The sequence below is a fragment of the Microbulbifer maximicatervae (SeqCode) genome, assembly GCF_052468155.1.
This window is the reverse complement of the sequence record NZ_CP174335.1, coordinates 1,312,094-1,324,430: the sequence shown is the minus strand read 5'-3', so window position 1 is coordinate 1,324,430 and position 12,337 is coordinate 1,312,094. Positions and strand designations below refer to the sequence as shown.

At 50.3% G+C, this 12,337-nt stretch carries 14 protein-coding genes; 1 reads left to right on the top strand and 13 read right to left on the bottom strand.

The window, feature by feature from the left end; translation table 11 throughout:
- Positions 1-9: 9 nt before the first annotated feature.
- The 10 genes from ACJJIY_RS05675 to ACJJIY_RS05630 form a co-directional block, all read right to left on the bottom strand.
- Positions 10-504, bottom strand: coding sequence for a hypothetical protein (locus ACJJIY_RS05675; RefSeq protein WP_444895551.1), 495 nt, complete (start codon positions 502-504; stop codon positions 10-12).
- A gap of 132 nt (positions 505-636) precedes the next feature.
- Positions 637-2,262: a M28 family metallopeptidase gene (locus ACJJIY_RS05670; protein WP_445359245.1), complete on the bottom strand. Its 1,626-nt coding sequence runs from the start codon at positions 2,260-2,262 to the stop codon at positions 637-639.
- A gap of 184 nt (positions 2,263-2,446) precedes the next feature.
- Positions 2,447-3,190, bottom strand: coding sequence for a hypothetical protein (locus ACJJIY_RS05665; RefSeq protein ID WP_445359244.1), 744 nt, complete (start codon positions 3,188-3,190; stop codon positions 2,447-2,449).
- A 14-nt stretch (positions 3,191-3,204) separates the two neighbouring features.
- On the bottom strand, positions 3,205-3,615 hold the full coding sequence (locus ACJJIY_RS05660; RefSeq protein WP_444911866.1) for an ACT domain-containing protein: 411 nt from the start codon (positions 3,613-3,615) through the stop codon (positions 3,205-3,207).
- A gap of 359 nt (positions 3,616-3,974) precedes the next feature.
- Positions 3,975-4,649 (bottom strand): hypothetical protein, encoded by a 675-nt coding sequence (locus ACJJIY_RS05655; RefSeq protein WP_445359243.1) that lies wholly within the window; start codon positions 4,647-4,649, stop codon positions 3,975-3,977.
- Between the two features lie 45 nt (positions 4,650-4,694).
- The gene (locus tag ACJJIY_RS05650) at positions 4,695-5,174 is read right to left on the bottom strand and encodes a hypothetical protein (RefSeq protein WP_445359242.1); all 480 of its coding nucleotides are present in this window, start codon (positions 5,172-5,174) and stop codon (positions 4,695-4,697) included.
- A 265-nt stretch (positions 5,175-5,439) separates the two neighbouring features.
- The gene (locus ACJJIY_RS05645) at positions 5,440-5,904 is read right to left on the bottom strand and encodes an ecotin family protein (RefSeq protein WP_444926362.1); all 465 of its coding nucleotides are present in this window, start codon (positions 5,902-5,904) and stop codon (positions 5,440-5,442) included.
- Between the two features lie 44 nt (positions 5,905-5,948).
- Entirely contained in the window at positions 5,949-7,145 is a 1,197-nt protein-coding gene (locus tag ACJJIY_RS05640; protein WP_445359241.1) for a hypothetical protein, read from the bottom strand.
- A gap of 123 nt (positions 7,146-7,268) precedes the next feature.
- Complete coding sequence (locus ACJJIY_RS05635) at positions 7,269-7,955, bottom strand: thiol:disulfide interchange protein DsbA/DsbL (RefSeq protein WP_413663932.1); 687 nt, start codon at positions 7,953-7,955, stop codon at positions 7,269-7,271.
- 229 nt (positions 7,956-8,184) lie between these two features.
- Positions 8,185-8,859 (bottom strand): c-type cytochrome, encoded by a 675-nt coding sequence (locus ACJJIY_RS05630; protein WP_444906752.1) that lies wholly within the window; start codon positions 8,857-8,859, stop codon positions 8,185-8,187.
- A 124-nt stretch (positions 8,860-8,983) separates the two neighbouring features.
- On the opposite strand from ACJJIY_RS05630, the gene yihA reads away from it, so the two are divergent.
- Positions 8,984-9,643 (top strand): ribosome biogenesis GTP-binding protein YihA/YsxC, encoded by a 660-nt coding sequence (yihA, locus tag ACJJIY_RS05625; RefSeq protein ID WP_444895556.1) that lies wholly within the window; start codon positions 8,984-8,986, stop codon positions 9,641-9,643.
- A gap of 75 nt (positions 9,644-9,718) precedes the next feature.
- Here the strand turns inward: yihA and ACJJIY_RS05620 are convergent, their stop codons facing one another.
- The 3 genes from ACJJIY_RS05620 to ACJJIY_RS05610 all read right to left on the bottom strand — a co-directional run bounded on the left by ACJJIY_RS05620 (position 9,719) and on the right by ACJJIY_RS05610 (position 12,106).
- Positions 9,719-9,931: a hypothetical protein gene (locus ACJJIY_RS05620; RefSeq protein ID WP_444911863.1), complete on the bottom strand. Its 213-nt coding sequence runs from the start codon at positions 9,929-9,931 to the stop codon at positions 9,719-9,721.
- Positions 9,932-9,944: 13 nt separating this feature from the next.
- Positions 9,945-10,403, bottom strand: a complete 459-nt coding sequence (locus ACJJIY_RS05615; RefSeq protein ID WP_413663928.1) for a hypothetical protein — start codon at positions 10,401-10,403, stop codon at positions 9,945-9,947.
- A 734-nt stretch (positions 10,404-11,137) separates the two neighbouring features.
- Positions 11,138-12,106 carry a ribose-phosphate diphosphokinase gene (locus ACJJIY_RS05610; protein ID WP_413663927.1) on the bottom strand — a complete coding sequence of 323 codons (969 nt, stop codon included), beginning with the start codon at positions 12,104-12,106 and terminating at the stop codon, positions 11,138-11,140.
- Positions 12,107-12,337 lie beyond the last annotated feature (231 nt).

Here is a 12,337-nt window from a genome sequence, read left to right as displayed (position 1 = left end):
GCAACGATATTACTTAATTCGTACCAACTGTGATTTAGCCTCTTCCGGCACTTCGTCAATAGAAGCTATATTTAACCCACCGATCGGAGCAACAGCGGTATTTGACTGCAGAGTAACATGCGCAGACTCTGGCAGTTTCCACATTGCACCAGTTGCTGGGTCAACGATCAACCAGCCAATTAAACCACCAAAAAGAATATTACCGATGTACCAGCCATCCATACCCGCTTCAATCAAAAAGCTCTGTTCATTGTAACCAGCCATTTGGTATTTCACCGTATAGCTTGCAGAAGAAAAGAACCCATTAGATGCAGGCAGGGTAATTGTGTCAGGGGTTACACCACTATGAACATCCAAGCCCGCTTCATTAATGATAGTGAAGTTTGCACCGTTCGGAGTGCTGTTGATAGTTACCGGGTAGGAACTTTCACTCACGATACTTGCACAGCCAGTTACTGTCACCAATCCAGCAACAACAGCCCCCAAAGCGTATTTCTTAAACATATTTACTCCTAGTGTTATATATTTTAATTATCGGTAACTAGCCGATAGGTTGCGCAATTTAACATAGACCTATATTCATCTTACAAAAATTACGCACAATTCTTTCACAATTGAACTGTTAGTCGCTAATATCTAATTAGTACCAAATAGTTCTCCAAAAAAATCCCCTTCATACCAATATGGCCTAGCTTCAGAGTCAGCCACTTCCCTGGCAATCAGGTAGTTCACCTCGGTAAACTGTTTGGCCGCTTCATAGCTAATCTGCTCGTCAGCAGCATCTCCTGGCTTGTGGTATCGCTCACGTAAGAAAGCCATCTGTGCAGCAGTACCATCGATGCTGGAATCTTTGGCCTCCCTTCCAGTAATCAAGTAAATAGAAGGAACTCCGCGACGAACGAAATTATAGTGGTCACTGCGCACGAAGATAACTTCCTCAGGCATGGGGTCGGGACTGAGTTTTAGCCCGGAGCGATTTGCAGCCTGCTCCGCAATTTTCCCCAAAGATGAATGTTCAGCACCGAAAGCAATAATGTCTCGGAATGGATAGAGTAACATGGGCATGTCAAGGTTGATGTTGGCTACGATAGACGCCCGTGGCACTGTGGGGTACTCAGCGAAGTAATCCGATCCCAGCAAACCTTTCTCTTCAGCGGTAACAGCAACGAACAGCAGTGATCTGCGAGGACTCTGACCAGATTCAACAAATAAGCGTGCAGTTTCCAACATAACGGCAATACCGGCCGCATTATCCTGAGCGCCGTAATGAATTTTGCCATCTTCTTTTTTTCCAACATGATCCAGATGTGCGGAGAAAACAACATATTCATCTTTAAGGTGTGGATCATTCCCTGGCAACACCGCCACCACATTGGGGCTGGTTAGGTGCTCATGCTTAGAGCTGCTGATTAATTCTGCACGGTACTCAAGCGTGAAGCCTTTCGGGATCTTTCCTTGCTCAATATCGCTAAAAATACTTTCTAAGCTGCGCTCTGCGCCGTTAAACAGCTTGCTGCCCGCAGCGATACTCAGCATAACTCCCGGGTGCATGCCCGGGATTGCACTACCCGGTATATTGTTCTTTCTCACCCAGTCAAAAGTATCATCAAGGCGATGCTTAGCGTAGTAATCAAATGGGCGGCGCTTCTCCCGCTCAGGCGTATACAGGCGAACATAACCTACAGCACCATGTTTTGCTGCGACTTGACGCTTGGTGCGCGGAGAGGAGTAGTGAGCCCCCACTTCACTGGGCAAGCTCTGCGGGCGCCCGGCAAGTGCAACCACAATCTTTCCCTGCACATCTAGATCGGCATAATCATTAATATCGTAGTCAGGGGCCTCGATACCGTAACCGACAAATATCAACTCAGCGTTGAGTCCCGAGTGTTCACTCAACGTAGAGGGGGATGCGAGGAAGTCCTCACCAAATTGCATGGAGATTTCACTGTCTGAGCCTATCAGGACAAATTTAGGTTCATCCCCGTTCCAGCTGGCGCTACGAAAAGGTACTTCCTGAAAATAGCCTCGCTCTCCCGCTGGGATCAGTCCCATTTTTTTATACTGATCTGCCACATACTGTGCTGCTTGGCGATAACCCTCACTGCCAGTATCACGCCCCTCAAGCTCCGCTGACGCAAGGAAATTGATATCCTGGCGAATGTAATCACTATCTGCTGTGGGACCAGTGTTTTCAAAGCTTGAGGTGGTGCAAGCCACCAGAAGTGCCATAGCCAAGGCACCCAATAGACTCTTTATTCTCATGGGGAGTGTTACTTCTCAGGAAAAAAGCGTGATTGTTGATACGGACAGGTCGAATAGAATTGCGCCACAAACGTTAACATTGAGGTGCCTGCGAACCGTCGAGCAATTACCTATCTTACCACGATCTAGGGCAAACTTAGCCGAGCTATCTAAACAGTATCCTTATAGCAGTTGCTAATTTCGCCTATGCGGCTTTCTCAAAACCGGGGAACACCCGCCCCACCGCACATGCTACTTTTTCGTAGGCATTATCCGCACAAAAATCTCCATGAGCGGCAAGAAAATGCAAAAAAGGCCGTCTTAAGATTTGCTCGAAATCATTCCGCATCCAACACCTTGGATCTTTATCACTTGGTGTCATTCTCGCCCGCCAAGAGGGAGCTATCTGCATGCCCTGACGTATACCTGAAAACCTCAATAGGTTTTTACCAAGCCAATTGCACCCATGCCATGACTGCCAATACTGCAAGGCATCACAACTGACCAGTAGTCCGCCACTAAACGGGAGCCACAATACGGCCTCTGGAAACTGACTTTGGGAAAAGACAATAAATTGCCCCCCCGGTATTGGACAAACACCCTCCTGTCGCAACACCTTATCTGCTTTCGGCGGATAAAAATCTGAGCCGCGCTGTGTCCAAAAGGTAAGATCAAAGTGGTCTCTGTAGTAGAGATCATCACGTCCATGGTGATAGCCAAGCCGTATCGCGTGACTCACACGCCCGAGATCTTTTAACTTTTCCTCCTGCTGTGGACGCAATCTGATGGGATTAATCAAGGTAAGGTGATCCTGCCAGCGAGCGATTCCCATATTGCGATTGATAGTGACCCCCGGCGCTAGTTTGATAGTTCCGGGAACATAAAAAAAATTAGGCAACAGTTGGCGAATCTCACCATGAGGCTCTGTGGGGGGGTAGTTGATACGCACTGGCAGGCTACATATCAGCTATATTGAACTCGATTTCGAATACCGCGCAGAATTTTTACTGCAAATTCCGCGCGCTCATCAGGGACAAAAATGTGGTCACGGTGTAGTGTGGATACCACGCTGGTATCTATTCCAGCCTCCATTAATTCCTGGGCGACCACAGGAATAACCCGCACCGCATCAAGACCAGCCAGGATCTGCAAAGTGATTTGGCGAAAGGGGGCGCTTGCGGCAATATCTAATTGCCGAGCCGAACGTTGAGGCAGTATCACACTCATTCCCTCACCTTCTCGGAAGAAACACAAACTCTCTGACAAAATATCTGTAAACCGACTATCTGAAACCTGACAAAACACATAGATTTCATCGTGCAGCTTGGGATACAAAGTTCTCAATGCTCTCACTACGGATAGATCAGCTTTCATGCTTTCTTTGCCGTCTGGAAGTTTTCTCCAACCTGATTAATACGACCGGTTTCTACACGGTCGCACTGCTTTTGGATCAATCTTTCTGATTAATACCTGTTTTCAGGTGAAAATAGTCCAACTCTAAAACTACTTTTTGTGGGCTCTCTATTACCCGGCAGCGTATTTTAATTTGGAAAAAATAAGATCACGCATTTTTTTAGAATTATTTTCCTAACAGAGCTGGCAGTTTAATAACTAAATATTTTTAAGAGTTTTCCTGAAGCTTAGAGAAGTCGGATTTTAGCTGTTGGAAAGTTAAAAATATATTGATGGGATTAATTCTTATTGAGAGAAGTTGCCCCAATGACTGTGAGAAGTTACGGATTTCTCAGCTCTTCACCATCAAATTCCGGTTCATTGGGTGCCGGAGTTGTATCCACTTCCGACGAATCCTGTTCAACCTCCCAGCTCTTCAGCACCGCATCAATATCCTTTTCCAGGCGCACACGGGGAAATTTGGGACAGGGTGAATCTCTATCTGGATCGTGCCATGCGGACAGGGGGGCTACAAAAACTACATAGGATTTATGCAGGCGATTTCGTCCAATACTCACTTCTGTCCATGTTGTTTGCCAGGCAAACTTTCCCCTCACCGCATAGTCGCTTTCGTAGGATTTTAGAGTGAGAAAATAGGGATAAATCTTCCCTCGCTTGCAAATAATTCTGCGTCCGGTCTTTATATTGGCCATTTGAGTAAATGGATCAAAATACCAATTAATATCGTATCCAAATACGAATTGCATCTCTCCATTTTGCCTTAAAAAAGCGTAGGATCTCCCAGTACCATCGGGCTTGAGACTCCAGACATGCCGCGCTTCACCATCGCGGGAAATCAGCCAGGCCCCAACCCATTGACTGGCATCGTAGCGTGATTTTGCATGCCAGCCTTCATTGAGTGTTTTTCGTTTCACTTCACTGGCATTTGCACTTACGGCAAAAATTAGCAGTGGCAGGAAGAGATAGAATTTTATCCATTCCCACCCACTACTCATCTTTTCCACGCGCGGATTAAACAGTGTTCGCACGGAGATAAACTGCTAGCGACTGACAATATCCGGGCAACTTGCTCCGGCCTTGGGGGTTCGCCAGTCAGCCAACCGACGCTGGAAGCTCAGAAGTCCACCGCCCGCCTGCAGCCAATGACGGCCATCAATCACTGCGAATAGGAGGGTGGCACGGCTCCAATCTCGAAATGCGACAGATACAATCCCGCCCTTACAGCGCACCGATGTTCCCGTTTTAACTCGCACCCGGTCACCATCCAATTGCCAGTTAATGGCAAAACCATGGGTCAATAGGCCTTTGGCATTAAATCCATAGGCATAGCCGGAGCCATCGGCATGCAGTTGCCACACTAATTGATCATCGCCTTCACTCACAACCAGCCAATTTCCCGCCCACTTTTGCTGGGCGGACTCCGCCGAGGCCCACATTGGTATCGCTAGGAAAATTGCTGTGACAAATGGAACAACCGGCTTGATAAAATGCCGCTTTGGTAAAAGACGCAAAAACTTCATGCGCTGCCCTACGGTATCGGCCCCAGTACATTACAGGGGGCGGGTTATTCAAAAGACGACTGGGGAAGTCGCCAATTTTCCTTTCCGATTACGGGGCTAAAGCCTCACTTATCGGCGTGAAAAAACGCTCAGGCGCTATTTTTCACATCCCTCGAAAAGTAAGGCTAGACGCAATTTACAACGGTGGCAGGTTAAACCTTAAAAATATTCAAACTTACGACAAATTCACAAAAAGAATGGCAAGTCACTTTTACCGGTAGTCCAACTATCTGGATTTTGCTTCGGAAAAATTCTTGTCTGCTCTCCACACCCGATACTTTAACTGCACGCCCTGAGGCAGATATATAACCATTGGCAACTTACTGCTATAAGGCAGCATCAAGCCATCACCGCGCACGGTGATAAATCGCCGGGATTCACTGCCTTGGGCACAGACCTTTTGCGTATCTGTGGTCGGGGTCAGGTCGGACAGGACATAGAAGGGGTAACCCCAGCCTGGGAGTATGTCCTTGCGCAATGGGGCGCTAAAGCTTTGCAAGTTGCATTCCGCGACTTGGCTTTTTCCCGGTATCAACTCAACCCTAAAGCGACTTTCATCGACAACCTTGGGCAGCTTGATAACGTGACGTAACTTGCCATCAACCTCCTCTGGAAATGCATCCAGAGGCTCAGAACTGTGGCAATCCAGGGCCAGTAACATCATGAAGGCAGTGGCAACTAATTTTGACATGGTATGGCCTCACTACTGCGCCGGGAAATGGCGGACAAAACTTTTTAAAGTCTAGTTCGCTTTTGTCTTCGCAGTCCCCACCAGAGCAGCGCCCCCAAACCGATTGCCAAAGCAAACAGAGCGGCAGTCCATAGGTATCGCCCCTCCCCCATCGCTGGTGGCTCCAACTTGGAGTGGGCCAGATTGAGATCCGCCCGCAGATTTTGAAACGCGGCAATAACTTCTGTAGAACTGGCATCACCAATCAAGTCACCCCGCAATTGCTGCCATTGGACCTGAAGCTGCTCCACCAGTACCTTGTCACGAATCAGCAGCTCCTGTCGTAACGGCCTATACCCATCACGATAAGCCAGCATTAACTTACCGTATGCCGCTGTTATATCTCCTCCTCGATAGTCCGTCTCCGCCAGCTGCAGCAAGCCAATTGCGCTGATAAGAGGGGGGATCAGAGTGCGTACAAGATGGGGGTTTCCGCGCCACCACATCAATGCTTGTTGCAGAGTTGGATCAAGTTCCGCCGTTTTAGTGGTCGCCATTCCCGGCAGTCCCAGTAAGCCGGGGTAACGGGTCGCCAAGTCGGAAGAGGGTGGCAACTGATTTGCCACTGGAAAAGCAGCGACAGTCACCGCTAATGCCCAGCGCTGTAGGCCGGTCAAGTCTCCATCAATGTCGACTGTGTGAATAGAGTCAGTTTCTGGGTCCAGGGTGTTATAAAGATCATAGAGACTGAACCCCGCCATTCTCTCAAGATCATTGAGGGCTGGGCCTTCATTACTACCCTCACCGTCGACACCGTGGCAGATGGCACACCGCTGCTGATAAACAGGCATCATAAAACCCGGCGAGGGCAAAGAGTAACTGGGTGACCGCTGCAGCTGATACAAAGCAGCAAGGCGATCGGCGATTGCATTGGCTCGACGGCGCACCTCTGCGCTGGAATCCTTATCCTCAATCGCCTTACGCAAGTCCGAGAGGCTTTTCTGCAAACCCTGCCGACCAGGCCGATCGGGGAGTTGAGTGACCAGGCGCAGTACTTCTTCTACCTGTTGCTTCTGTAGTTCATACAGAGGAGTGTCCAGTCGCTGCCCGTTCTCTACAGCATCGTCGTAGTCTACCGCTATATAGGAGAGAAGATTGCTGGCCTGAGCGGCCACAGTATTGCTGCTTGAAGTGTCCTGGGCTGAAACAGGTGCGATTAAGCCAGCTAGGAGGGTAAACAGTAAAATCCATTTGAATCCCATTAGTGGCTTCCGGATCGGGCAAGGTTGATCGATGTTAGTAGCCTCTCGACAGATTGCGGGGCACCTTTCTTAGGGTAGAAATAAAAAACCCCGCTCGAGGCGGGGTTTCTGCAATCGGAAAGCTTAGCCGCGATCTGCTCGCTCTTTGGCAATCAGGTAATCCGCCACTTGCAGCATCAGCTCCTGGCCATTGCTCTTACCTTTATATCCGGGGAAAGAGGAACTGATGCGGTATTTGCCCGCAACAACTACTTCCGGGGTACCGGTCATTTTGTAAGCGCGCTGATTGGCCATGCCTTGCTTAACTTTGCTGTTGATAGCGAAGGAATTCATCAGCTTCGCAGCTTTCGCACCATCTTCACCATGCTTGTTAAACAGAGCCTCGATAGCCTTTAAGTCAGGCACCCAGTTGCGACCTTCGCGGACAGCCAGCATCTGGCGCTGAGTGTAGATGGTGTTAAAGATAGGCGTGTGCATCTTTTCCAGAACACCCATGGAATCTGCTACGTAGTAAAGGCGAGCGTGCACATCCATAACCGGCTGCCAAATTGCTGGCAATTTCAGCAGCGCAACATCGCTGGGCATCTTTTCTTTCCAGCGCTCCAGAGTTGGCTCAAAAGTGAAACAGTGGGCACAGCCGTACCAGAACATCTCAGTCACTTCGATCTTGTCGTTGCTCTTCTGTGGTACAGCCTGCGGCAATACTTCATAGTGCTGGCCCGCTTTAAACTCGCCACTTTCCTGGGCGCAGGCAACGAGGCTGAACATTACAGCAAAAACCATCGTGATCGGGGCGAGAAATGCTCTCATAAGTCTTCTCCAACTTTTATTTAGTGGTGCGAACGCCATCTAGCGGCGGGCTGTCGAGCCACTGAGGACACAATAGACAACGCAGATTATTTAAGTTCCCGGACCCTCGTGCAAGGAAACACTGCAAAAACTGCCTAGTACATCTATGGAAAGCGGCTTTATGCTCAGGCGACAGGCACAAAAAAGGCCGGTTACAGACCGGCCTCAGTGTACTCAAACCCTGTGACTATTAGTCAGTCAGGCCTGCGATATAGTTGGCCAGCGCCTTGATCTCTGCATCGGAGAGTTGCTTGGCCACGGTGCGCATAGTGCGAACTTCACCGTCATTGTTGCGGGTACCCACACGGAATGCTTTCAGCTGGGCTTCGATGTACTCTGGATACTGACCGCCCAGACGAGGGTAACCGGCCGGTGCATTGCCCAGTCCAGCAGGTGAGTGGCATCCCATACATGCGGGAACACCAGTCTCCATATTGCCACCACGGTAGATTTTACGTCCAAGCATCAGGCCGTCGACGTCCTCACCGTTGTTTAGCTTCACGGAAATAGCCTCAGATCCGGTCAGCTGCATTGGCTGCGAGGCAAAGTAAGCGGCGATATCCTGCAGGTCCTGATCGTTGAAGTTGTCCAACTGACCGATCATTTGCGGCACATCGCGGGCCTTTTTACCGTCTGGTGTACCTTTAATATCTTTAAGCTGCTTATACAGATATTTTTCGCCGAGTCCGGCAATCTTTGGAAAAGCTGGAGCAATACTGTTACCGTCTGCACCGTGGCAGGCTGCACATTGAGCGGCTTTTGCCTTGCCCGCAGCAGCGTCGCCCGCAGCCAGCGCCAAGGGCACGGCGCCCAAGCCGAAAACTAAACCGAGTGCCAGAGCAGTGTTCTTGATAATGCTGTTCATACGTCGTCCCGTTGCGCGCTGAGAGATGGCGTTTCGCACCGCCCCCGATAGTCCTGCGACGCGAAAACGGCGGCATTATATACTTGCGCGCCAAGCGAGTGTACCGAATAAACAGACTTATACGATGTCAAATTCAGAATTTAAAGCCCAACCACCAAAACTGAACTACCGTTCCATACAATTTCTCACCAGTGCCCCCACCCTGACTGAGTGTCCGGAGGACTTTGGTGCCGAGGTGGCCTTTGCCGGTCGCTCCAATGCGGGGAAGTCCAGTGCCATCAATGCGCTCACGGAAAACAACAAGTTGGCGCGTACCTCTAAAACACCGGGACGCACCCAGTTGATCAACTTCTTTCGCCTCTCCGACCAGCAGCGCCTGGTGGATCTGCCCGGCTATGGCTTTGCCAAGGTCGCCCGCAGTATGAAAGATGAGTGGCAGCGCCATCTGGCCACCTACCTTGAGAAGCGAGAGTGCCTGCGTGGACTCGTGTTACTAATGGACATTCGCCAACCCCTCAAGGAGTTCGATCTGCATATGCTCACCTGGGCAGTAGAGGCCGAGCTCCCAGTGCACATCCTGCTAACCAAGGCCGACAAGTTGAAGAACGGTCCAGCCAACAACACTCGCTTTGCCGTAGAGAAGACCCTCAAGGAGCAGGGACTCAATCACGGGGTCACTCTGCAGATCTTCTCATCGACCAAAAAAACAGGCCTGGACAAACTCGAGCGCAAGCTCAATGAGTGGCTGGAAATCCCAGAGGAAGCCGCACCCACCGACGATTGAACGAGCTGGGAGCCCGGGGGCAGCGCCCCCCGAGCAACACAAGCACTTCAATTTTTCTCACACCGGAGAAAATTCCTAAAAGTGAACTCCGGGCACACCAGTTGCCGCTGCTTTGCGCTTCTGTTCGGGGATCAGGGAGCGAAGCAGTACCCGGTGCAGCCGTCGGCGTGCCCCCGGAGTTAAACAATGCAATTCCTCTGCATGTAAGTACCTCTGCGCGAGAAGAGCGGCAAGGGTTTCTTCGTGTATGGCAATCGTCAGCAGACGGGAATTGCCATTGGCATTCATCTTTTCATTCCCCTCAGTGCACTCTGTTTCCGCCATTGATACAGGCGGATATTCTGGCTGTGGAGAACTCGCGTACCTGCTGCTGTGTCTCTCCGGGGTAGAGTGAACTGATGCAATCCGCCGCAACCCTTTGCTTATGGCTATCGCCCAACTCGCGGGCGAGTACTGAGCTGGCGCCGGCAAGTATGTAGTTTCGAAGTTTTTCATCACCCAGCTCCCGGTAGGCAGCCATTAACCAGATAGCGCTTTCACTAAAACGCGTTGCCGAAATGGCATAAGTTGGCCACTGCTTTTCCAGAAGAAAGCTGGCCAGATCGAAGGCGCATCCCAAATAAGGGATTGCTTCGGCGTAATTGCACTCTTCAAGCAAAAGCTTGCCGCGCTCAATCCAATCGAGCCACGCCTTTTCCGCACGATCCGTGTCAGCGGTCAACCATTGGCGATGGTTGGCACACAAGTAACGTAAATTCACCGATAACCCCCCATATTTGATTTAACTTAAAGATAATGCGAACCATTATCATTTGCAAGCGCATTTACGAGCAACTTTTGCTTTCTGCTGTGATGGCGTCATTTACTGAAATAAAAAAAGCCGGCAGATGGGGGCTGCCGGCTAGGGGACAGTGCCCTTGGGGTGGGGCACTTGTCAGACGCACCCAGGGGGACGGGTACGCCTGAGGGTTCTTTTCATCCCAATATTTCTTTACCTGCTTCGATAGTAGGCTGAACTTTCATGCTTCCCAAGCGCAGGTTTAAACCTTTAGGTTAGACCTATGCCATGCCCCCAAAATCGATTATGCCGAAAGTGGATAACAGGTAATGTAACCGTGGAACCCAAGGGTAACTGTGAAAAACCTCTGCGGGAGTCTTGGGGAAAGCCAATCTAAGGACCTGCTCGCCACATACGAAAACTAAAAGTAGCTGAGCGGCTCACCAAACGATTTAAGCGCTTAATTCAAAAAGGAAAGGACAGGTGCCCCGATGGATGAAATTACAGAAATTCACGAAAGACATAAAAAAACCCCGGAGTTGGGGACCATCCGGGGTAGAAAAAGCTAAACGCTTTGGGGTTAGGGAGCAACAATGAACTGATTACTTGGATAGGCTCTCAAGCCCGATGGTTCCCGCCCCTTTGGTAAATAAGTGTAAACAAAATACGTGTTTTGGCGTCTCATACGTCCCCTATGTAAAGGCGGTCGATTTTTATCAAATTGTTAACTCCGCCACTGGCCCATTGCTGTGCAGGCGGCGAATACAATCTGCAATCAACGGCGCACAATCTATCCACTCACAGTTTCCTCGCAGCTGCGACTGAGGAAGAGAATTAGTCACCACAATTGATTCCACCGGCAAGCGCGCCATTGCTGTATGGGCATCGCGACTAAATTGTCCGTGGACACAAAACACTAAAATCCGCCTCGCTCCCGCTTTTATCACCGCGTCCACTGCCCGTGTAACTGTGTGGCCAGTAGCAAGTAAGTCATCGACGATAATGACCGTGGCATCCTTAACTTCCCCAATCAAAGTTCCCCCACTCAACAGAGCACCGCTGCGATACTTCTCCACAAATGCGCTAGCCACCGGCACCCCCAATTGATCCCCAAGGGCCAAACGGAATTTTTCCGCACGCTTTATCCCTCCTTCATCTGGAGACAAAACAACCAGGGGACCCGGGTCTCCGGATAGGCGCATTCGCGCTACTTCAATCAACAGGGGATTGGAAACCAGGTGAACGGTGCGGCAGCGGAATGCGTTCTCAAAGGCCGCCAGGGAGTGAACATCCATAGTCACGACTACATCCACTCCGGCGGCTTCCAGAAAACTGGCCAGATAGCGACTCGGCAGGGGGTCGCGCAATTTGGTTCGCCGCTCTTTTCGTGCATAGCAAAGGTAGGGGATGACCGCAGTCACTCTCGCGGCACCGGCATCACGAAGCGCCCCAATGAAAAACAAGCAGCGCATAAGTTTCTGGTCAACACAGCTGCTGGTATCGGTGTACAGGGATTGGACCAGAAAAACATCCGCCCCCTCCACGTCATCCAGTGGCCGAACTTTGTGTTCACCATCATCGAATTGACGCTCTTCATGGCGAGATACCGGTTCACCGAGACTCGCGGCGACACGTCCGGCGAAGTCTGCTCCCACATCGAGACTGAATAACTTAATGCGGCTCATAAGCTCAGTACCCTGCCTGACGCCTCACACTCGCTAAGCGCCTTGCCCACGTTTTAATAGAAGTATGGACAGTGAAATTTAGGATCTGGAGTACTGCGGGTGTTGCAGTTGTTGCGGCTTGCGTAGATAGGGAGGGTCAGGGCTGAAAGACAGGCAAAAAAATGCCCCGGACTTGGGGGAGTACCGGGGCAAACATCTGACTTCCTTGGGGGATGATGACGCATTCCAACG